Source organism: Pseudoflavonifractor phocaeensis (assembly GCF_038439875.1).
In the GTDB taxonomy this organism is placed as follows: domain Bacteria; phylum Bacillota; class Clostridia; order Oscillospirales; family Oscillospiraceae; genus Vermiculatibacterium.
Genome location: NZ_JBCDMT010000004.1, coordinates 283,964 through 304,657, shown reverse-complemented (window position 1 = coordinate 304,657; position 20,694 = coordinate 283,964). Strand labels below are relative to the sequence as shown.

Annotated in this window: 24 protein-coding genes; all 24 read left to right on the top strand. The window is 61.5% G+C overall.

From position 1 onward, the window contains the following. Positions 1–195 precede the first annotated feature (195 nt). The 24 genes from AAEU42_RS08725 (at position 196) to priA (ending at position 20,685) form a co-directional block, all read left to right on the top strand. Complete coding sequence (locus AAEU42_RS08725) at positions 196–573, top strand: DUF2953 domain-containing protein (protein WP_342233152.1); 378 nt, start codon at positions 196–198, stop codon at positions 571–573. After that, positions 574–984 (top strand): GerW family sporulation protein, encoded by a 411-nt coding sequence (gene ytfJ / locus AAEU42_RS08720; protein ID WP_342233151.1) that lies wholly within the window; start codon positions 574–576, stop codon positions 982–984. Between the two features lie 41 nt (positions 985–1,025). Next, positions 1,026–2,162: a D-alanyl-D-alanine carboxypeptidase family protein gene (locus tag AAEU42_RS08715; RefSeq protein WP_342233150.1), complete on the top strand. Its 1,137-nt coding sequence runs from the start codon at positions 1,026–1,028 to the stop codon at positions 2,160–2,162. Between the two features lie 7 nt (positions 2,163–2,169). Next, complete coding sequence (locus AAEU42_RS08710; RefSeq protein ID WP_342233149.1) at positions 2,170–2,874, top strand: pseudouridine synthase; 705 nt, start codon at positions 2,170–2,172, stop codon at positions 2,872–2,874. Between the two features lie 134 nt (positions 2,875–3,008). Further along, positions 3,009–3,872: a MurR/RpiR family transcriptional regulator gene (locus AAEU42_RS08705; RefSeq protein WP_342233148.1), complete on the top strand. Its 864-nt coding sequence runs from the start codon at positions 3,009–3,011 to the stop codon at positions 3,870–3,872. Between the two features lie 12 nt (positions 3,873–3,884). Beyond that, complete coding sequence (locus AAEU42_RS08700) at positions 3,885–5,141, top strand: BaiN/RdsA family NAD(P)/FAD-dependent oxidoreductase (RefSeq protein ID WP_342233147.1); 1,257 nt, start codon at positions 3,885–3,887, stop codon at positions 5,139–5,141. After that, complete coding sequence (cmk, locus tag AAEU42_RS08695) at positions 5,131–5,805, top strand: (d)CMP kinase (RefSeq protein WP_342233146.1); 675 nt, start codon at positions 5,131–5,133, stop codon at positions 5,803–5,805. Before AAEU42_RS08700 ends, cmk begins: the two co-directional genes overlap by 11 nt. Then, complete coding sequence (locus AAEU42_RS08690) at positions 5,802–6,395, top strand: lysophospholipid acyltransferase family protein (protein WP_342233145.1); 594 nt, start codon at positions 5,802–5,804, stop codon at positions 6,393–6,395. Before cmk ends, AAEU42_RS08690 begins: the two co-directional genes overlap by 4 nt. Further along, on the top strand, positions 6,392–8,398 hold the full coding sequence (locus tag AAEU42_RS08685; protein WP_342233144.1) for a bifunctional 4-hydroxy-3-methylbut-2-enyl diphosphate reductase/30S ribosomal protein S1: 2,007 nt from the start codon (positions 6,392–6,394) through the stop codon (positions 8,396–8,398). The genes AAEU42_RS08690 and AAEU42_RS08685 overlap by 4 nt, the downstream gene beginning before the upstream one ends. 237 nt (positions 8,399–8,635) lie before the next feature. Further along, complete coding sequence (locus AAEU42_RS08680; RefSeq protein WP_342233143.1) at positions 8,636–9,115, top strand: CarD family transcriptional regulator; 480 nt, start codon at positions 8,636–8,638, stop codon at positions 9,113–9,115. 69 nt (positions 9,116–9,184) lie between these two features. Continuing rightward, positions 9,185–9,913, top strand: a complete 729-nt coding sequence (gene ispD, locus AAEU42_RS08675) for a 2-C-methyl-D-erythritol 4-phosphate cytidylyltransferase (protein WP_342233142.1) — start codon at positions 9,185–9,187, stop codon at positions 9,911–9,913. Beyond that, positions 9,910–10,392 carry a 2-C-methyl-D-erythritol 2,4-cyclodiphosphate synthase gene (gene ispF, locus AAEU42_RS08670; RefSeq protein WP_342233141.1) on the top strand — a complete coding sequence of 161 codons (483 nt, stop codon included), beginning with the start codon at positions 9,910–9,912 and terminating at the stop codon, positions 10,390–10,392. The genes ispD and ispF overlap by 4 nt, the downstream gene beginning before the upstream one ends. A 100-nt stretch (positions 10,393–10,492) precedes the next feature. Further along, positions 10,493–10,759 (top strand): putative Se/S carrier protein, encoded by a 267-nt coding sequence (locus tag AAEU42_RS08665; RefSeq protein WP_342233140.1) that lies wholly within the window; start codon positions 10,493–10,495, stop codon positions 10,757–10,759. Beyond that, on the top strand, positions 10,759–11,883 hold the full coding sequence (locus AAEU42_RS08660; RefSeq protein ID WP_342233139.1) for an aminotransferase class V-fold PLP-dependent enzyme: 1,125 nt from the start codon (positions 10,759–10,761) through the stop codon (positions 11,881–11,883). Before AAEU42_RS08665 ends, AAEU42_RS08660 begins: the two co-directional genes overlap by 1 nt. A gap of 209 nt (positions 11,884–12,092) precedes the next feature. Next, positions 12,093–12,983, top strand: coding sequence for a diadenylate cyclase CdaA (cdaA, locus tag AAEU42_RS08655; protein ID WP_342233138.1), 891 nt, complete (start codon positions 12,093–12,095; stop codon positions 12,981–12,983). Then, on the top strand, positions 12,961–14,181 hold the full coding sequence (locus AAEU42_RS08650; RefSeq protein WP_342233137.1) for a CdaR family protein: 1,221 nt from the start codon (positions 12,961–12,963) through the stop codon (positions 14,179–14,181). Before cdaA ends, AAEU42_RS08650 begins: the two co-directional genes overlap by 23 nt. 15 nt (positions 14,182–14,196) lie before the next feature. After that, positions 14,197–14,625 (top strand): SoxR reducing system RseC family protein, encoded by a 429-nt coding sequence (locus AAEU42_RS08645; protein WP_342233136.1) that lies wholly within the window; start codon positions 14,197–14,199, stop codon positions 14,623–14,625. Positions 14,626–14,627: 2 nt separating this feature from the next. Next, positions 14,628–15,503: a DUF5685 family protein gene (locus AAEU42_RS08640; RefSeq protein ID WP_342233135.1), complete on the top strand. Its 876-nt coding sequence runs from the start codon at positions 14,628–14,630 to the stop codon at positions 15,501–15,503. Further along, positions 15,500–16,099 carry a J domain-containing protein gene (locus AAEU42_RS08635; RefSeq protein ID WP_342233134.1) on the top strand — a complete coding sequence of 200 codons (600 nt, stop codon included), beginning with the start codon at positions 15,500–15,502 and terminating at the stop codon, positions 16,097–16,099. Before AAEU42_RS08640 ends, AAEU42_RS08635 begins: the two co-directional genes overlap by 4 nt. A 66-nt stretch (positions 16,100–16,165) precedes the next feature. Then, positions 16,166–17,044: a YicC/YloC family endoribonuclease gene (locus AAEU42_RS08630; RefSeq protein WP_342233133.1), complete on the top strand. Its 879-nt coding sequence runs from the start codon at positions 16,166–16,168 to the stop codon at positions 17,042–17,044. Positions 17,045–17,062: 18 nt separating this feature from the next. Next, the gene (locus tag AAEU42_RS08625) at positions 17,063–17,335 is read left to right on the top strand and encodes a DUF370 domain-containing protein (protein WP_342233132.1); all 273 of its coding nucleotides are present in this window, start codon (positions 17,063–17,065) and stop codon (positions 17,333–17,335) included. Further along, positions 17,332–17,940, top strand: coding sequence for a guanylate kinase (gene gmk, locus AAEU42_RS08620; RefSeq protein ID WP_342233131.1), 609 nt, complete (start codon positions 17,332–17,334; stop codon positions 17,938–17,940). The genes AAEU42_RS08625 and gmk overlap by 4 nt, the downstream gene beginning before the upstream one ends. A gap of 6 nt (positions 17,941–17,946) precedes the next feature. Continuing rightward, the gene (gene rpoZ / locus AAEU42_RS08615; protein WP_342233130.1) at positions 17,947–18,144 is read left to right on the top strand and encodes a DNA-directed RNA polymerase subunit omega; all 198 of its coding nucleotides are present in this window, start codon (positions 17,947–17,949) and stop codon (positions 18,142–18,144) included. A 69-nt stretch (positions 18,145–18,213) separates the two neighbouring features. Then, positions 18,214–20,685 (top strand): replication restart helicase PriA, encoded by a 2,472-nt coding sequence (gene priA / locus AAEU42_RS08610; protein WP_342233129.1) that lies wholly within the window; start codon positions 18,214–18,216, stop codon positions 20,683–20,685. Positions 20,686–20,694: the final 9 nt, after the last annotated feature.

The window sequence follows — 20,694 nt, the reverse complement described above, 5'->3', positions numbered from 1 at the left end:
ATTCTGCTCGCCATGGTCCGCGTGGGCGGCGCGGCGGAGTTTTTCGCGGGCGGCCTGATCGTATGGGTCCGGGCGGGGTGTTTCCGGTGGAAGGTCTATCCCAGGAAGAAGCGGGAAGAAAAGGAGCCCCGGAAGGCGCGAAAAGCGAAGCCGGAGAAAGAAGGGGAAGGACCCCGGCATAAACCGGGCGGAGCAATGGAGACTCTCCGGCGATTTCTGCCGCTGATTGGGGAGGCGGCTGGGGAATTAAAACGGCGCATCCGAATCGACACGCTTCATTTGGATTTTGTTGCCGCGGCGCCTGATGCGGCAATGGCGGCCATGGCCTTTGGCGGGGCCAACGCGGCCGTCGGTATGATTTGGCCCATTTTCGAGCAGAATTTTGATATCAGAGACCATAGGATCCGCACGGCGGTGGATTTTCAAGCCGGCAAGCCCACGGTCTACCTCTATGCCGCCTTTTCCGGCCGAATCGGGCAGTTCGTGAGTTTCGGGGCGCGGTACGCCGTCAAGTGCCTGAGGATATACAAAAGCGGGAAACGGCCCGCCAACACACAGAAAGAGGCGATTTAAGTGGAGAAGAAAGAACATCCCCTCAGCGACCTCATGAGCGCCACCATGGAAAAGATCCGGACGATGGTGGACGTGAACACCATCGTGGGCCAGCCCATCCTGGCCGGCGAGGTCACGATCATCCCCGTGTCCAAGGTGAGCTTTGGCTTTGCCTCCGGCGGCAGCGATTTCGCCACCAAGAACCAGAAGCCGGACGCCGACAACTCTTTCGGCGGCGGCAGCGGCGCCGGGGTGAACATCAACCCCATCGCCTTCCTGGTGGTCCGGGGGGATACGGTGAAGCTTCTGCCTGTGGCGCCTCCTCCCGACGGAGCGGTGGACCGGGTGGTGGACATGGTTCCCGAGCTGGTGGACAAGGTCACCGGGTTTATTGAAAAGCAGCAGGAGAAGAAGGATAACGCCGACTTCTAAGGCGCATACTGGCACTATCTCTTTTTGCGAGGTAGTGCCATATGAAACGACTGCTTGCGGCCATACTGGCCGTGTCTTTGCTATGCCCTGTCTGCTATGGGGCGGAGAGCGCCCCGGCGGTCTCCGCCGCCTCCGCCATCCTGGTGGACGCGGGGAGCGGGCGGGTCCTCTATGAAAAAAACGCCCATGAAAAACGGCTCATCGCCAGCATTACCAAGCTGATGACCGCCCTTGTGGCGGTGGAGTCCACGCCCGATCTCCAGAAGGTCATCAAAGTAAAGCCGGAGTACCAGGCGGAGGGCTCCTCCATGTACCTGCGGACCGGGGAGGAGATCACCCTGGAGGGCCTTCTCTACGGCCTGCTCCTCTCCTCGGGAAACGACGCTGCCCTGGCCATCGCCGGGGGCTGCGCGGGGGATGTGGAGACCTTCGTGGACTGGATGAACCAGCGGGCGGAAACTCTTGGCATGAAGGACACCCACTTTGCCAATCCCAACGGACTGGACGACGATGAGCACTATTCCACCGCCGCCGATATGGCGCTGGTGGCCCGGGCGGTGCTGGAAAACGAGACCCTGTCCATGATGGTGGCCACCCGCTCCATCACCATCGCGGGCCGAAGCCTGACCAACCATAACAAGCTGCTGTGGCGGTACGAGGGATGCGGCGGTATGAAGACCGGCTATACCGACGCCGCCGGGCGCACCCTGGTCTCCTGTGCCACGAGAGGGGATCAGACCCTTATTTGTGTGACGCTGAAAGACCCGGACGACTGGGACGACCATACCAAGCTCTTCAACTACGGTTTCGACACATGGCCCAGCCATCCTCTGGCCCACGCGGGGAAGCAGTTCCGCACACTGCGGGTGAGGGGGAGCCTCCTGTCCCAGGTGGGAGTTGAGACCGCCTCCGACGTTTTCTATCCCTTGGAGGAGCGTGAGAAGGTGCGGGCGCTGATCACTCTGCCCGAGGAGGTGGAGGCGCCGGTGGAACAGGGGGCCATCGCCGGAAAGCTCACCTTTTTGATCGGAGAAGAGGTCATCGGTGAGACCTACCTTTTATATACCGCCGATGTGCCGGTGAACAAGCCCCAGCTCAGCCTGTTCCAGCGGATCACGGAATATCTGCGCGGCGGGGGAGACGGCTCCCTGGCCGCGCTTTTGACGCAGACGAGGTGAGAGGACCATGGAGGAACGACTGCAAAAATTGCTCTCCGCCGCCGGGATCTGCTCCCGCAGGGCGGCGGAAGGCTATCTGGCTTCGGGCCGGGTGGCTGTAAACGGCGCGGCGGCCAAGGTGGGCGACAAGGCCGACCCGGACCGGGATACCGTCACAGTGGACGGCATCCCCCTTCCCAAGCCGGACAGCCCGGTATGGCTCATGCTGAACAAGCCCAGGGGCTATGTCACGACCCTGTCGGATGAAAAGGGGAGACGTACGGCGGCGGAGCTGGTGGCCGGCTGCGGCTGCAGGGTGTGGCCGGTGGGGCGGCTGGATCTGGATTCTGAGGGGTTGCTTCTCTTCACCAACGACGGGGAGGGGACCAACCGGCTCCTTCACCCCAGCCAGGAGGTTGAGAAGGAGTACCACGTGTCGGTGACCGGGGATCTGGAGAGGGCACTGCCCATCCTGTCGGGGCCGCTGGAGTTGGACGGCGCCCTCCTTTCCCCGGCCCGGGTCTCCGTCCTGCGGCGGGACGGGACGGGCGGAGCGCTGTCCGTGGTGATCCACGAGGGGAAGAACCGCCAGGTGCGGCGCATGTGCGCCCTAGCGGGGCTGACGGTACATCGCCTGCGTCGGGTCCGGGAGGGGACGCTGTCTTTGGGCAGCCTGCCCATAGGGGCCTGGCGGTGGCTCACCCCGCGGGAGCGGGCGGAGCTGATCCACTGAAGCCATATGCTTCCATTTTGCAAGATGAAGTGCAGAACTTGCAAAAAACGGTTGCTTTTCCGGCGGAATCCGGCTATGATAACGGAGTGATTATCTCCCCTAAAAGCGGGGAAATAGCCGGAGGATCGTTTCATATGACAAAAGATATTTTAACTGTGATCCAAAGTGAGATGAGCACCTTTTCCAAGGGGCAAAAGCTCATCGCCAATTACATCCTGAATTCATACGACAAGGCGGCCTTCATGACCGCCAGCAAGCTGGGCAAAACGGTGAACGTCAGTGAGTCCACCGTGGTGCGCTTTGCCGCGGAGCTGGGCTATGACGGCTATCCCGCCATGCAGAAGGCCTTGCAGGAGATGATCCGCAACAAGCTCACGGCGGTGCAGCGGATCGAGGTCTCCAACGACCGCATCGGCAACCATGAGATCCTGCCCATGGTGATGCACGCGGACGCCGAGAATATCCGCATGACCCTGGAAGAGGTGGACCGCCGGGATTTTGACCATACGGTGAGCGCGATCCTCTCGGCCCGGAAGGTATATATCCTGGGGGTACGCTCCGCCTTTGCCCTGTCCAGCTTTCTGGGCTTTTATTTCAACATGATGTTTGAAAACGTGGTGGTGGCCCACACCAATTCCTCCAGCGAGCTTTTTGAGCAGATCCTGCGCATCGGGGAGGGGGACGTGATCATCGGCATCAGCTTCCCCAGGTACTCCAAACGCACGGTGAAGGCCATGCAGTACGCGAAGGACCGGGGGGCCACCGTGGTCGGGATTACTGACAGCGGAGCCTCTCCTTTGGCGGAGATCGCCGACCACACCCTGATGGCCAAAAGCGATATGGCCTCCTTTGTGGACTCCCTGGTGGCGCCCCTTTCCCTGGTCAACGCCTTGATCGTGGCGGTGAGCCGGAAGAAGAGCGAAGAGCTGTCCGGGACCTTCAGCAAGCTGGAAAAGATCTGGGACGAGTACGAGGTCTATGAAAAGACCGACGAATAGGAGTTATTTGGATTGACCTCTGATATCATCGTGATCGGCGGCGGCGCGGCCGGCTGTATGGCGGCTCTGGCCGCCGCTTCCATGGGCGCCCGCGTGACTCTTTTGGAGCGCAACCAGAAAATCGGCCGCAAGCTGTACATTACGGGCAAGGGCCGGTGCAACGTGACCAACCATTGCTCTGTGCAGGAGGTCTTGGCCAACGTGCCCCACAACGCCCGCTTCCTCACCAGCGCCGTCACCCGTTTTCCGCCGGAGGAGGTCATGGCCTTTTTCGAGGGCCTGGGCGTGCCGCTGAAAACAGAGCGGGGGAACCGGGTGTTTCCCCAGTCCGACCGGGCGGCCGACGTCATCGACGCCCTGCTTCTTGCCCTGCGGAAAAGCAGGGTGAAGCTGATCCAGGATCGGGCGGTCTCCCTGGAGATCGTGGAGGGTTCCGTCACCGCAGTCAGGGGGGAGAGCGGAACCCGCTACCCCTGCAAGGCGGCCGTCGTGGCCACCGGCGGGGTGTCCTACCCCGCCACCGGCTCTACCGGGGACGGCTACGAGCTGGCCCGGCAGGCGGGGCACACGGTCCAGCCCACCAGAGGCTCTCTGGTGCCGCTGGTGGCGGAGGACTGCGCCGGGATGCAGGGCTTGTCTCTTCGAAACGTAGCTCTGAAAATCAAGAACAGCAAAAAGAAAACGGTGTTTCAGGAGCAGGGGGAACTGCTCTTTACCCATTTTGGACTGTCCGGCCCCCTGGTCCTCAGCGCCAGCGCCCATCTTCGGGACTTTGACAAGGACCGCTACACGGCCAGCATCGATTTGAAACCGGCCCTGGACGAGGAGACGTTGGACCGGCGTCTGGTGCGGGAATTGACCGAAGGGGCCAACAAAGACCTGCGCCATGTGCTGGAAACGCTGGAGCCCCACTCCCTGATCCCCCATTTGCTGGAGCGGGCCGGGGTATCTGGAAGTGAAAAGGCAAATGCCTTAACACGCACTCAGCGCCGGAGGCTTTTGGAGACCATCAAAGCCCTGGACTTTTCCATTCTGGGCCCCAGGCCGGTGGAAGAGGCCATCGTCACAGCCGGAGGCGTGACGGTAAAAGAGGTGTCACCCGGAGACATGGCCTCCAAAAGGGCCAAGGGCCTCTTTTTGGCAGGGGAAGTGCTGGACGTGGACGCCTACACCGGAGGCTTCAACCTTCAGATCGCCTGGTCCACGGGTCGGGCGGCGGGGCTGGGCGCCGCGAGTTTTTGCCGGGAGGAAAACCGAGATGAAGTATAAAAGCATTGCCGTGGACGGCCCCTCCGGGGCAGGGAAGAGCACGATGGCGAAAAAACTGGCCCGGGCTTTGGGCTTTCTCTACGTGGATACGGGGGCTATCTACCGCACTCTGGGGCTGTTTGCCCTGAGGCAGGGGATTTCCCCGGAGGACGAGGCAGCGGTGGCGAAGCTGCTGCCCATGGTGTCCATCCGGCTGGACTACGGGGAGGACTGGGTCCAGAAAATGTACCTGAACGGGGAGGATGTAACCGACGCCATCCGCACGCCGGAGGTGTCCACCGCAGCTTCCCAGATCTCCGCCATTCCCGGTGTGCGGGATTTTTTGATGGATATGCAGAGGGACCTGGCCAAACAGGGCAACGTCATCATGGACGGCCGGGATATTGGGACGGTGGTGCTGCCCGATGCCGATGTGAAAATATTCCTCACCGCCTCGGCGGAGGATCGGGCCCGGCGGCGGTTCGAGGAGCTGGCGGCCCGGGGCAGCCGGACCGATTATGAGACGGTGCTGGCCGATATCCGGGAGCGGGACCACCGGGACTCCACCCGGTCTGCCGCGCCTCTCCGCCAGGCGGAGGACGCCCTGCTGGTGGACACCACAGGAAATTCCATGGAGGAGAGCTTTGAAGTCCTCCTTCAGACAGTTCGGGAGAAATTGGCATGAAGCGCGCGTATGCTGTCGTCTATTCCATCGTCTGGCCTTTTTTTAATCTGGTGCATCCCTGCAAGGCCATTGGCCGGGAGCGTATCCCCGACGGGCCGGTGATCCTGTGCCCCAACCATACAGGGCTTTCCGACCCATTGTTTGTGGCCTTTGCCATGACGCTGAAACACCGGCCCCAGGTCATGGCGAAAGCGGAACTGCTGGAGGTCCCTATCATTGGCTGGATCCTCAAAAAGGCGGGGATCTTTGCCGTGGAGCGGGGCAAATCTGACGTGGCCGCCGTCAAACGGGCGATGAAATGCCTGAAGAGCGGGGATAAGCTGATGCTGTTCCCCGAGGGGACCCGCCAGAAAGACGGACAGCTGGGGGAGGCCAAGACCGGCGTAGCCATGTTCTCCCTGCGCACCGGGACCCCCATCCTGCCCATTTACATCCCGGCCAAGAAAAAGTGGTTCGGCCGCACTCCGGTGGTTTTTGGAGAGCCCTATCTGCCCCAGACGGAGACCCGTCACGGCTCGGCCTTGGAGTATGAGGAGATCGCCAGGGATCTGATGGCCCGCATCGCGGCGCTGGAGGAACAGGTGAAATGAAACTGACGGTGGCAAAATCCGCCGGTTTTTGCTACGGGGTCCGCCGGGCGGTGGAGATGGCCCGGGACGCCGCCCAGAGCGGAGCCCCCTGCGTCATGCTGGGGCCGGTCATCCATAATCAGGCGGTCATCGACAGCCTGATGGGACTGGGCGTCACTCTCGTTGATCGCCCGGAGGATATTCCTGAAGGGGCGGCTGTCATCCTCCGCTCTCACGGGGAGGGGGAGGCGGTACACCGCCTGCTTCAATCGAAAAACGCCAGGGTCGTCGATACCACCTGCCCCAACGTCTCCCGCATCCATAAGCTGGTGGCCCAGGCCCAGGAAGAGGGACGGCGGGTCATCGTGATCGGCGCTCCGGGACATCCCGAAGTGAAGGCCATCGCCGCCTGGTGCCGGGATCCTTTGATCTTTCAGGATGGGAAAGCGCTGGAGGAATACCTGCTGGCCCATCCCGCCGTCGCGGAAGAGCCGGTGACGATGGTGTCACAAACCACCTCGACCCAGGCAACTTGGAATTTTTGCGTGGAAAACGCAAAAAAACTGTGTACAAATATCAAAGTTTTTGATACAATATGTAATGCTACCTGCGCCCGGCAATCCGAAGCCCAGCGACTGGCCGCCCAAAACGACGCCGTGGTCGTCATAGGAGGGCGGGACAGCGCCAATACCCGCCGGCTCTATGAGCTGTGCGCCGCGGTCTGTCCTGACACAGTCTGGGTAGAACGCTCGGACGAGCTGGACCCGTCCCGTTTTGCGGGAAGGGCTTGCGTGGCAATCACCGCGGGCGCCTCCACGCCCGTGTGGATCATAAAGGAGGTATTTGACAAAATGAGCGAAGAAAACATGGAGATCGAGGAATCCTTTGCCGAACTGCTGGAGAAATCGATCAAAACTTTAAATACGGGGGAGAAAGTCACGGGCGTTGTCACGGACATTACGCCGACCGAGATCTACGTGGATCTCGGGACCAAGCACGCCGGTTACATACCGGTGTCTGAGCTGACCGACGACCCCACGGTCAAGGTCGAGGATCTGGTTCATGTGGGCGACGAGATCGAGACTTACGTCATGCGCGTCAACGACGCGGAGGGCGTGGTCACCCTGTCCAAAAAGCGTCTGGATACCGTCAAAAGCTGGGACGACGTGGCCCAGGCCTGCGAGGACCGCACCACCGTCGAGGGCGTGGTCACCGAGGAGAACAAGGGCGGCGTCGTGGTGAGCGTCAAGGGCGTTCGCGTGTTCGTGCCCGCCTCCCAGACCGGGATTCCCCGTGACACGCCCATGACTGAGCTTCTCAAGAAGAAGGTCAAGCTGCGCATCACCGAGGTCAACCGCGCCCGCCGCCGGGTGGTAGGTTCCATCCGCGCCGTCGGCGCCGCGGAGCGGGCCGAGAAGGCCGCTGAGGTGTGGGCCGGCATTGAGGAGGGCAAGCACTACCACGGCGTGGTGAAGTCCCTCACTTCCTATGGCGCTTTTGTGGACATCGGCGGCGTGGACGGCATGGTCCACATCTCCGAGCTCAGCTGGAGCCGCGTGAAGCACCCCTCTGAGGTGGTCAACCCCGGCGACGAGGTGGACGTGTACGTGATTTCCTTCGACCCCGAGAAGAAGAAGATCTCTCTGGGCATGAAGGACCGGGGCCAGGATCCCTGGGCCAACTTTACCGACAAGTACAAGGTGGACGATACCGCCACCGTGCGCGTGGTGAAGCTGATGACCTTCGGCGCCTTCGCCGAGGTCGTGCCCGGTGTGGACGGCCTGATCCACATCTCCCAGATCGCCGACCACCGCATCGACAAGCCCGGCGACGTGCTGAGCGAGGGCGATCAGGTGGAAGTGAAGATCACCGATATCGACTATGACCGTAAGAAGGTCTCCCTGTCTATCCGTGCCGTGCTGGAAGACGCCCAGCGGACCAACGATGACAGTGATGAGGACACCGTGGTGGCCAGCTCCGACGGCGAGACCACCGAGGTGGCTCCCGACTTTGACGGCGAGTAAGTCCCCTCTGCTGCGTTTCAAAACATCCTCTGGCTTTCGCCGGGGGATGTTTTCTTTTTCCGGCAGCCCCGCCCCGCTGGCCTGCGATCTGAAAATAGAATATGTTCTTTTTCTTGTCAAATAACGGTGTGGTTTTGGCATGGTTTTTATGATTTTCTGGATTATTCTTGCAAAATTCAGAAAATAAGGCTATAATACTCTTTGTTAAGATTTGTATACGGAGCAAGGAGGCGCGGAATGTTCCACGTTGGGGATAAAATCGTCCATCCCATGCACGGTGCTGGCGTGATCGACAGCATCGTCACCAAAAAAGTCAACGGAGTGGTGCGGGATTATTATATTCTGAAGCTACCCGTGGGCGGGATGCTGGTGATGATCCCGACGGAGAATTCGGAAGAGATCGGCGTGCGTCCCATCGTGGACCCGGATCAGGCCGACCAGGTCATCAACGCGCTGCCCGGCATCGAGGTGGACACAGATCCGAACTGGAACCGGCGCTACCGGGAGAATATGCTGCGGCTGAAAAGCGGAGACATCCTGGAGGTAGCCCGGGTGGTGAAAAGCCTCATGCTTCGGGATGGGGAGCGTGGGCTGTCCACCGGAGAGCGGAAAATGCTCCATTCCGCCAAGCAGATCCTGATCTCGGAGATCGTGCTTTCAGAGAGCGCCAGCTATGAAGAGGTCGAATCCCGCATCAATCGGGCCGTGGCGCAATAAGATAGAGGAAAGAGAAAAAGGAACCGTAGGGTTCCTTTTTTCGATTCGGAAATAGAAGGGGGAGCCCCTATGGGATTGTTGAACCGCCTGTTCCGGCGGGAGCGGGAACCCGGCTTTACCTGTTCCGCCGTAGTTCCGGCGGCGGGCCGTTCCACCCGGATGGGGGAGGATAAAGTGCTTTTGCCGCTGGGAGAGATCCCAGTTCTCATCCGCACGCTCCGGGCGCTGGAGGAGTGTCCCTGGATCACGGAAATTATTGTGGCGACCCGGGAGGATTTGATCGTCCCCATAGGGCAGCTGTGCCGGGATGCCGCCTTGGAGAAGGTACATAAAGTGGTGGTCGGGGGAGAGACCCGGACGGAATCCGTATTGGTGGGGATCCGGGAGGTAACGCCTGCCGCGGGGCTCATTGCCATCCACGACGCCGCCCGGCCTTTGGTGACATATGAAGTGATAATGGAAGTGATCGAGGCCGCCGCCCAGTGGGGGGCCGCCGCTCCGGCGGTGCCGGTGAAGGACACCATCAAACGGGCGGTGAATGGTGTGGTTGAGGCCACGCCAGACCGGTCCGAGCTTTTCGCCGTCCAGACGCCCCAGGTCTTTGAACATGGCCTCATCCTGGGGGCGCTGGAAAAGGCCGTGGCGGAGGGGGCGGAGCTCACCGACGACTGCTCCGCCGTTGAGCGGCTCGGTATGCCGGTGCACCTGACCGCCGGGTCCTATGAAAATCTGAAACTGACGACACCGGAGGACATCGCGCTGGCGGAGTCTATTTTAGAAGGACGTGGAGAACTGTGAGGATCGGACACGGATATGATGTACACCGCTTGACTCAGGACCGGGAACTGATCCTCGGCGGTGTACGCATCCCCTATGAAAAGGGCCTGCTGGGCCACTCCGACGCCGACGTACTTACCCACGCTGTGATGGACGCCCTGCTGGGCGCCTGCGCCATGGGGGATATCGGACATCTCTTTCCGGACAGTGACCCCGCCTTTGCCGGGGCGGACAGCCTCAAGCTGCTGGAGGAGGTCATGTCCCGCCTGCGTGCGGGTAGCTTCCGGGTGGGCAATGTGGACGCCACCATTGTGGCCCAGGCCCCCAAGCTGGCGCCTTTTTTAGCAGAAATGCGGGAAAACCTGGCCCATCGCCTTGGGGTCCCGGCGGATCGGGTCAATGTCAAAGCGACCACCGAAGAGCACTTGGGCTTTACGGGAAACGGGGAAGGCATCGCCGCCCACGCCGTGGCTCTGGTGCTGGAGACGGGAGACCGGTAGAACCAGGTTCCGAAACGCTCCTCCGGCGCATATGATGCGCTGAGAGGAGCGTTTTTGCCTCTCCCAATGGGAGGCCATTTCTCTCAAGCTTTGGAAAGGAATGGTCATTCGGATGGTCTATTATCTCATTGTCTGCCGCTCCCTGACCTACGCCCAGCGGACGCAGGCCGCACTGGAGCGGGCGGGCATCACAGCTCACCTCCTCCGCTCGCCTAAAGTGATCGACAGCGAGGGGTGCAGCCACTCGGTCAAGGTCTCGGAGCGGAATCTGGCTCCGGCGCTGGTGACGCTGGCCCGTGTGGGTCTCTCTCCCAAACGGGTATTCATCATGGCCAGCGATGGAAGCTACAAGGAGGTGCTGCTCTGATGATCTATCTGGACAGCGCGGCCACCACCCTGCAAAAACCGCCCTCGGTCCGGCGGGCCGTCGCCAATGCCATGGAGCATATGGCAAGCCCCGGGCGGGGCGGGCACAAACCGGCCATGCTGGCGGCTGATACGGCCTTTGCCTGTCGGCAAGCCGCCGCCGAACTCTTTCATCTGGAGGACCCCGGAAACGTGGTCTTTACCCTCAACGCCACCCACGCGCTGAATCTGGCCATCAAGTCCGTGGTAAAGCCCGGGGATACGGTGGTGGTCTCCGGTTACGAGCACAACGCCGTCACCCGCCCCCTGGCCGCTCTGGGCTGCCGGGTCAAGGTCGCCCGGGCCCCGCTGTTCCGGCCGGACGCCATGCTGGAAGCCTTTGAGGAGCAGCTCACGCCGGAGGTAACGTGCGTCATCTGTACCCACGTCTCCAACGTGTTCGGCTATATCCTGCCTGTGGCGGGCGTAGCGGAACTGTGCCGGCGCAGAGGAGTGCCCTTTATCCTGGACGCGTCTCAGTCCGCCGGATGCCTCCCGGTCCACATGGATGAGCTGGGCTGCGCTTTTATCGGGATGCCGGGGCACAAGGGGCTCTACGGTCCCCAGGGGACCGGCCTCCTGCTCTGTGGGGACGGACAGGGCACTGCCACCCTGCTGGAGGGCGGTACGGGAAGCCTTTCAGCCAGGCAGGAGATGCCCGACTTCCTCCCGGACCGGCTGGAGGCCGGGACGCACAATGTTCCCGGCATCGCCGGTCTGCTGGCCGGGATCCGGTATGTGGCGAAGCGTGGGGAGCTGGCGGTCCTCCGGCATGAGCAGTCGCTGGTGTCCCAGGCGGCCAGGGGACTGACCGCGATCCCCAACGTTACGGTATACGCCGCCGGAGACGTGGAAAAGCAGGCCGGGGTGCTCTCCTTCTCCGTGGCGGGACAGGACTGCGAGGCAGTCGGGGAAACGCTGGGGGAGCGGGGGATCGCCGTCCGCGCGGGACTCCACTGCGCCCCCTACGCCCACCAGACCGCCGGGACGCTGGAACGGGGTACGGTCCGCTCCAGCTTCTCCGACTTTAACACAGCCGCCGAGGTCAAGCGGTTTGTTTCCGAGGTGAGCCGGCTGGCCGGCTGACAGAAGAGGGGCCCCTTCGGGGGCCTCTTTTTTCGGTCCATGCAAAAGTGGACGGGCTCACGGTAAAAAAGGAAGATAAATTCAGGAAAAATTCACGTTTGCCGCCCTTGCGCAGGACATACAAATCAAGTATAATATCTTAGATAAGCAGGAGAATGTGTGACCATGCCGGAGCGCGCTGGATTTTTACACGGAGGGGAGGGAATGAGATGGACCAGATGATCGCGATGGTGGAGCGGCTTTTTACCAATTTTGGCAACATCGCCATTACGGATATCATCGATATCGCCATCATGGCCTTCCTCATCTACAAGCTGATCGACCTGATCCGTTCCACCAGCTCCGGGAAGGTGGCTAAGGGCATCGTGCTGGTGGTGGCCGCGCTGGGGCTGTCCAACCTGTGCCATCTGTATACCGTCAACTTCCTCCTCAGCAAAATGCTGGAGTGGGGCGTGCTGGCACTGGTCATCCTCTTTCAGCCCGAGCTGCGCAAGATCCTGGAACAGGTGGGGAGCAGCAGTCTGGGCACGGTGTTTGTCAGCCACCAGGACGTGCCCGATGAGCTGGAAAACGCCATCGTCCAGACGGTGGAGGCCTATACTTCGCTGTCCAAGAGCAAGACCGGCGCCCTGATGGTTTTTGAGCGGAAAAACATGCTGGATGACGCCATCCGGACCGGTACGAGCCTGGACGCCGTGGTGAACAGCGAGCTTTTGAAGAACATTTTCTGGAACAAGGCCCCCCTTCATGACGGGGCTGTCATCGTCCGCAACGGACATATCGTGGGTGCCGGGTGCATGCTGCCCATGTCCGGGAACGTGAATCTCTCCCGGGACCTCGGGATGCGCCACCGGGCCGGGATCGGCGTCAGCGAGCAGACCGACGCTGTGGTGGCCATCGTCTCCGAGGAGACCGGGTCCATCTCGGTGGCGGTGGGCGGGATGCTGAAACGGCACTTGGCCCCCGAGACGCTGGAGCGGCTGCTCCGCAATGAGCTGCTGCCGGAGCAGAAGGAAGAGAGCGGTTCCCGCTTCAAGCTGCCCGCTCTGTTCCGGGGGAAGAAGGAGGAGAGGAAAGATGGAGACAGCAAAGAAAAATAAGGGGCTGTACATCGTCCTCTCCGTCCTCATCGCCGTTGTTTTATGGATGTATGTCGGGAAGGTGGTCAACCCCGAGATCGACGGGGTAGTCCGCAATCTGCCCGTGAGTTTTGTGGGGCTTGACGTTTTGGAAGACCGGGGGCTGATGATCAGTGACGGCCTGGATCGGACCGTCACGATCAATGTCAAGGGGAAGCGGGACCTGGTCAACAAGCTCTCCGGGGAGACGGTCTCCGTCACCATTGACGTGTCCTCCATCGCTCAGCCGGGGACCTACACGCAGGCCTATCAGGTCACGCCCAGCGTGGGCGGAACGGTCTCCATCATTGACCGCCATCCGCTGAATGTGGAGTTTACAGTAGCCAAGCTCGCCGTCCGTACCGTGCCGGTTCAGCCCAATTTTACCGGCGGCGTGGCGGAGGGATACCAGGCCGGAGAGTTTTCCTTCTCGCCATCCACCATTGAAGTCAAGGGAGAGGAGTCGCTGGTCAACCAGATCGACTACGCCCAGGTGACTCTGGATAAGACCGAGCTTTCTGAGACTTACAGCGGAGATTTGCCCTATGTCTTCATTTCCTATAACAAAGAGGTGATGGACGGGGCCAATCTGGAGACCAATGTGCCGCTGATCCGCACAACTCTTCCCGTGGTACAGATCAAAGAGGTTCCTCTCACGGTCAATATCCTGCCCGGCGGCGGTGCCACCAAGGACAATATCACATATGAGATCTCGCCCAAGACCATCATGGTCGCCGGCAGCGCCGGAGACCTGGAGGGGGTAAAGGAGATTTCCCTGGGCGATATTGACCTGGCCAAGGTCCTGGGCAGTGACACGCTCTCGTTCCCCATCACCCTTGCCCCTGAGCTGACCAACGTCAGCGGCGTCAGTGAGGCGGCGGTGACGATCACGGTAGAGGGGCTGACCACCGCCACGCTGGAGGTGGACAACATCGAGCTGATCAATAAGCCCGCCGGCTATACGGCCACGGCGGTGACTCAGTCCCGCCAGGTTCAGATCCGGGGCTCGGAGGAAGCCGTAGCCTCGGTGAGCCCCTCTCAGCTCCGCATTGTGGCCGACCTGGGACAGGCCGTGGCGGCCACCGGCACGCAGACCATCCCCGTCAAAGTGTACCTGGACGGCAGGAGTGACGTGGGCGTGGTGGGTGAGTATAACATTGTGGTATCCATCAGCAGATAAGGAGTTCTCAGCATTATGAAACAAACAGCACAAGTCATCCGTTCCGTCAGCCCCGGTTACGCGGAAGTGATGGTCCGCCGGACCTCCGCCTGCGCCAGTGCCCATAAGTGTGGTTCCTGCGATCATTGCAGCATGATGGAAAACGCGCCCGAGATCATAGTGGTGGCGGAAAACCCCAACGGGGCCCGGCCCGGGGACACCGTCACCGTGGAGAGCGCCACTTCCAGTGTTTTGGGGGCTGCGGTCCTGTTGTATGTCGTCCCCTTCGTCCTCTTTTTCGCCCTCTATCTTCTGGGGGGGGCAATGTCCTTGACGGAAGGGGTCTCCATCGCCATGGGCGGTGTGGGCTTCGTACTGGGCCTGCTGGCCGCTATGGGGCTGGACCGCTACCGGAAGAATCACAGCCCCGTTATTTTTAAGATCATTTCCTCTCTCGAGGGCTGAGCGTGTTCGGCTACGTCAGAGCGAGGCAGGACACCCTTACCCCGGAGTGCTTGGCCGGCTATGAGTCGGCCTACTGCGGGCTGTGCCACAGCTTGGGCCGCCGGCGGGGACTGTTCAGCCGCATGTTTCTCAGCTATGACTTTGTCCTGCTGGCCATGCTCCTTGCTCCGGCGGGAGAGGGAAAACCAGCGGAGTGCCGCCGCTGTCCCGTCCATCCTGTCAAAGGAAAGCCGACGTGCCTGGAGCGGGATTGGCTGGACCTGGCGGCGGACGAGAGCGTCGTTCTGACCTGGTGGAAGCTTCAGGACACCATCGCCGACGGAGGATTCTTTGCCCGCCTGGGGGCACGCTTCCTGTCTTTGGGGTTGCGTGCCGCCTATCGGAAGGCCAGGGCGGCCTGCCCCGGTTTTGACGCCCGTGTGGCGGAAGATCTTGTGGAGCTGCGCGCCCTGGAGGGGCGCCGCTGTCCTTCCATCGACCAGACGGCGGACTGCTTTGCCCGGCTGTTGAGCGCCGCCGCCCCCATGACAGGGGACGCCGTCCGGGACCGGGCGCTGGAACAGCTCCTCTACCATTTGGGCAGGTGGATCTATCTCGTCGACGCGGTGGACGACCTGGCCGAGGACCAAAAGGCGGGGCGGTATAATCCGGTGGCCTGCCGCTTTCCGGAGTGGGGGCAGGAGGAGCAGAGCTACCTGCGCCGGACCATGGACCACTCTCTGGCCTTGGCCGGGGCCGCGTTCCAGCTGTTGGAGCGGACAGAGTGGTCGCCGGTGGTGGAGAATATTTTATACAGCGGTCTTCCCGGCGTGGAGGAGTTGGTCTTCTCCGGTCAGTGGCGGGACTATCAAAAGAGACACAGGAGAAACGACCGATGAATGATCCTTACAGCATCCTTGGCGTAGACCCTGGTGCCAGTGACGAGGAGATCAAAAAGGCCTATCGTGATCTGGCCCGGAAGTACCATCCGGACAACTACCAAAACAATCCTCTGGCTGACCTGGCCGAGGAAAAGATGAAAGAGATCAACGAGGCCTACGACTCGATCAACCGCTCCCGCTCCGGCGGCGGTGGGCAGAGCCAATACGGCGGCTACCAGCAGCAGCGGTATCAGCAGCAACAGTATACTCATCAGCAGTATACCGGCGGCGATGCGCTGTACGCCCAAGTGCGGCAGGCCATCAACCTGGGGAATCTGGCTCAGGCGGAACAGCTGCTTCGTACGGCACCCCGTCAGGACGCCGAGTGGCATTTTCTCACCGGCTATGTGGCCTATCAAAAGGGCTGGCTGGATGAGGCCACCCAGCACTTTCAGACCGCCTGTTCCATGGAGCCGGGGAACACCGAATACCGTCAGGCGTTGTCCATGATGCAGCAGGGCGGCGCCAGCTACCGGCCCGCGGGATACGGCTACGCCGGGTGCGATCCCTGTACGACCTGCATGTGTATCAGCTGCGCCAGCCCGTGCTGCTGAGGAGCAAGGCTTTTCAACAGACCTATTTTGTGGTATAATACATCGTTCAGAAGGGAAGCGGTGCCTGTGATCAAAAGCATGACCGGCTACGGCAGGGGAGAGTCGGTGTGGAACGGACACGCCATTACCGCTGAGATCCGCTCGGTGAACAACCGCTATCTGGACTGTGTCGTCAAGCTTCCCCGGATGTACAATTTTGCCGAGGACGCCGTCAAAGCGGCGGTCCAGCAGCGGGTGAGCCGGGGAAAGGTGGAGGTCTATCTCTCAGTGGGCCCCTCTGAGACCGGCGGTGTCTCCATCTCGGTGAACCGGCCGGTGGCCGACGGGTATTACAGCGCCCTGCGGGAACTGGCCGACGCATACAGTCTGGCCGACGATATCTCCGTATCTCTGCTCTCCCGGTTCCCCGACGTGTTTTTGGTGGAGCGGACGGAAGAGGACCGGGACGAGGCGGTTGCCGGGCTTTTGGAGGCTCTGAGCAAGGCCTTGGACGAGTTCGACGCCATGCGGGAGCGGGAGGGCGCTAAGCTTGCGGAGGATGTGCGGAACCGGGCTGAGACCATCAAACAACTCACCGCCCAGGTGGAGGAGCGCGCCCCCGGCATCGTGGCCGATTACCGGGCCAAGCTCACCGCCAAATTGCAGGAGATCCTGGGCAGCACCCAGATCGACGAAAGCCGTATCCTCACTGAGGCCGCCATTTACGCAGACAAAGTGGCCGTGGATGAGGAGACCGTCCGGCTGAGAAGCCATCTGGATCAGCTGGCCGGGATGCTGGAGCAGGGCGGCAGCGTGGGACGGAAGCTGGATTTCCTCATTCAGGAGTTCAACCGGGAAGCCAACACCATTGGCTCCAAGTGCAACGACGTGGAGACCGGCCGCCTGGTGGTGGACATCAAGGCGGAGATCGAGAAGATCCGGGAGCAGATTCAAAACCTGGAATAGAAAAGGAGGGCGAAGCGGGTGAAGCTGATCAATGTGGGCTTTGGCAACATGATTTCAGCCGGACGGCTCATTGCCATCGTGGGACCTGATTCGGCCCCCATCAAACGGATGGTCCAGGAGGCGCGGGACAGCGGAAACCTGATCGACGCCACCTATGGCCGCCGGACCCGGGCCGTCCTCATTATGGACAGTGACCATATCGTCCTCTCGGCCCTCCAGCCGGAGACGGTTGCCGCCAGAGCGGGCGGGAAGGAGCCGGAGGCGGTCATTGAGGAGGAGGACGCCACGTGATACGAAAGAAGCAGAGAGGCCAGCTCATCGTTCTCTCCGGGCCCTCGGGCGTGGGAAAGAGCACGGTGATCTCCGAACTTCTCAGCGAACGGTCCGACATCTACTTTTCCGTTTCCTTTACCACCCGGAAACCCAGGGTGGGGGAGGAGGACGGCGTCAACTATTGTTTTGTCTCCAAAGAAACCTTTGAGGGCATGATCGGCCGTGGCGAGTTTTTAGAGTACGCCCAGTATGTCGATAATTACTACGGGACCTCCCTCAGAGTGATCGAGGAAAAGCTGGCCGCCGGCATTGACGTGCTGCTGGATATCGAGGTGCAGGGGGCGGCCAAGGTGCGGGACAAGTGTCCCGACGCCGTTTTTATTTTTATTATCCCGCCTTCCTTTGAAGAGCTTTCCCGCCGCCTTCACAGCCGCAACACGGATGACGAGTCCGTCATTGAGGGCCGCCTGAGAAAAGCCCGGGAGGAATATAAGGAGATTTCCCATTACGACTACCTTGTCGTCAACGATAAGGTGTCCGACGCTGCCGCCGAGATCATGTCCATTCTGGTGGCGGAGGGATGCCGCACCAAGTACCGGATGAATTTAGTTGAAGGAGTTTGATGTCTTATGATGCTTGAACCCGCTATGAACGACCTTTTGAAACAGGTCCCCAGCCGCTACATGCTGGTGAACGTGGTGGCCCACCGGGCCCGGCAGATTGCCAGCCAGGCGGAGGACGAGGGCTATCCTCTGGATGAGAAGCCCGTTACCCTGGCCCTGAACGAGGTGGCCCGCGGGGATGTGGAGCCCTCTGAGGAAGTGTAACATGAAAGGCAAGCGGCGGGTCACGGCCCGGTCGCTTGCCTTTTCCGGGATATAAGGGGGGACGTCGGCGTGCCGGTTCTGATTGCCAAGATCGCGCTTTCGGCGGCCACATTTGCCATTGACAAGCCCTATGACTATCTGATCCCCGCCGAGCTGGCCGAACTGTCTCCCGGCGTCCGGGTGATCGTCCCCTTTGGGGCGGGAAACCGTAGGACGGAGGGGATCGTCCTGGCGGTGGAGACCGCTGAGAACCTTGACAAGCGGCTGAAATCCATTCTGGCCTGTCTGGATGAAGAGCCCGTCCTCACTGACGAGGGCATCCGCACGGCACTTTGGATGCGGGAGCGGTGGTTCTGTACCGTGTATGACGCCGTCCGGGCCATGCTCCCCGCCGGGCTCTATTACGCCTTGCAGGACTGCTACCGGCTGGCCGACGGCATAGAGAAAGAGGCTGCCCTGGAGGCCGCCGGACGCTCCAAATACGAGCGGCAGGTGGTGGAGCTGGTCTCCGTCCGGCAGAGCGGCCTGGAGGCGGCGCAGATCCGGGAAGCCTTTGGGACCAAAGATCCCGGCCCGGCTCTGCGTTCCTTGCTGGGAAAGGGCGTTTTGGCGCTGGAGACCAGTGCCGCCCGCGGCGTGGGGGATAAGACGGAAAAGCTGATCTCTCTGGCCATCCCGCCGGAAGAGGCCCTGGCACAGGTAACCCCCAAGCGAAAGACGGCGCCTCTGCGCTATGCCGTGGTGGAGCTGTTGGCGGGGATCGGGGAGGCCGCGGTCAAAGAGGTCTGTTATTTTACGGGCGCCGCCAACGCCACCATACGCTCCCTGGAAAAAAGCGGACTTGTGACCATAACGGAACAAGAGGTTTTCCGCCGGGCCGGGCCGGATCATGTGGAGCCCGCCGGGCCGGTCAAACTGAACCGGGAGCAGGATGCCGCCTTTCAGGGACTCAACGCCATGGCGGAGGCTGGGACGGCGGCGGTGGCCCTCCTGTACGGAGTCACCGGAAGCGGAAAGACCCAGGTTTACCTCCGGCTGATCGAGGAGACATTGAAGCGGGGCAAGACGGCTCTCACGCTGGTGCCGGAGATCGCCCTCACCCCGCAGCTCATGGCCATCTACACCGCCCATTTCGGGGACGAGGTGGCGGTGCTCCACAGTTCCCTGCGGGCGGGAGAGCGCTACGATGAGTGGAAGCGGATCCGAACGGGAAAGGCCCAGGTGGTCATCGGGACCCGCTCTGCCGTGTTCGCCCCCCTGGAACGGCTGGGCCTCGTCATCCTGGACGAGGAGCAGGAGGGGAGCTATAAATCGGAAAACGTGCCCCGCTACCACGCCAGGGACGTGGCGAAATACCGGGCCCAGCGGAACGGGGCGCTGTTGGTGCTGGGGTCCGCCACCCCCTCGGTGGAGACCATGTACCACGCCCGCCAGGGAGACTACCGTCTCTTTACTCTGGCCCGGCGCTACAATGAGCGGGAGCTGCCCGCCGTTTTTCTGGCCGATATGAAAGAGGAGCTCCAGGCCGGGAACACCTCTCCGCTGAGCCTTCCCCTGCGGCAGGCCCTAGAAGAAAACCTGAAGCGGGGCGAGCAGAGCATCCTCTTTCTGAACCGGAGGGGCGCCAGCCGGATGGTGACCTGCGTCCACTGCGGGCAGGTGCCCAGCTGTCCCAGGTGTTCGGCCTATCTGACGTACCACTCCGCCAATCACCGGCTCATGTGCCATTACTGCGGCCACTCCGAGCCCATGCCGGACAGCTGTCCCGACTGCGGCGGCGCGCTGGAATTTGTGGGAGCCGGGACCCAGAGGGTGGAGGAGACGCTCAAGGAGCTCTTTCCAGACGTGGAAGTGATGCGGATGGACGCCGATACCGTCACTGCCAGCCAGTCCCATGAAAAGCTTCTGGCCCGGTTTCGGGAAGAGAGGATTCCCATTCTGGTGGGGACCCAAATGGTGGCCAAGGGGCTGGATTTTGAAAATGTCACGCTGGTGGGGGTCATCTCCGCCGATCAGGGACTCTACCTAGACGATTACCGGGCAGGAGAGCGCACATTTTCTCTCATTACCCAGGTGGTGGGCCGGGCGGGCCGTGGCAGCAAAGCGGGCCGGGCCATCATCCAGACCTTTACCCCGGAAAACGACGTTATCACCGCCGCCGCCCGGCAGGATTACGACCATTTTTACGAGCAGGAGATCGGGTTGAGAAAGGTCCGCAACTGTCCGCCCTTTTCATCCTTCTTTGTTATTACAGTCTCCGGCGCCGAGGAGGGACAGACCCTCCGGGTGTGCGCCATGCTGCGGGACACCCTTCTGGGCTGGCTGGGGGCGGAGCCTTATCGGGGCTTTTCCTGCCAAGTCCTGGGGCCGGCCCCCGCCGCCATCACAAAGGTAAATAACCGCTACCGCTACCGGCTGACGCTGATGGCGGAAAACATTCGCTTGTTTCGGGCGTTGGTGGCCCACCTGGTGCGCTGCGCCCAGGCGGACCGAAAAAACCGGGGCGTGTCCATCACAGCGGACATAGACCCCATGAATTAGGAGGATATC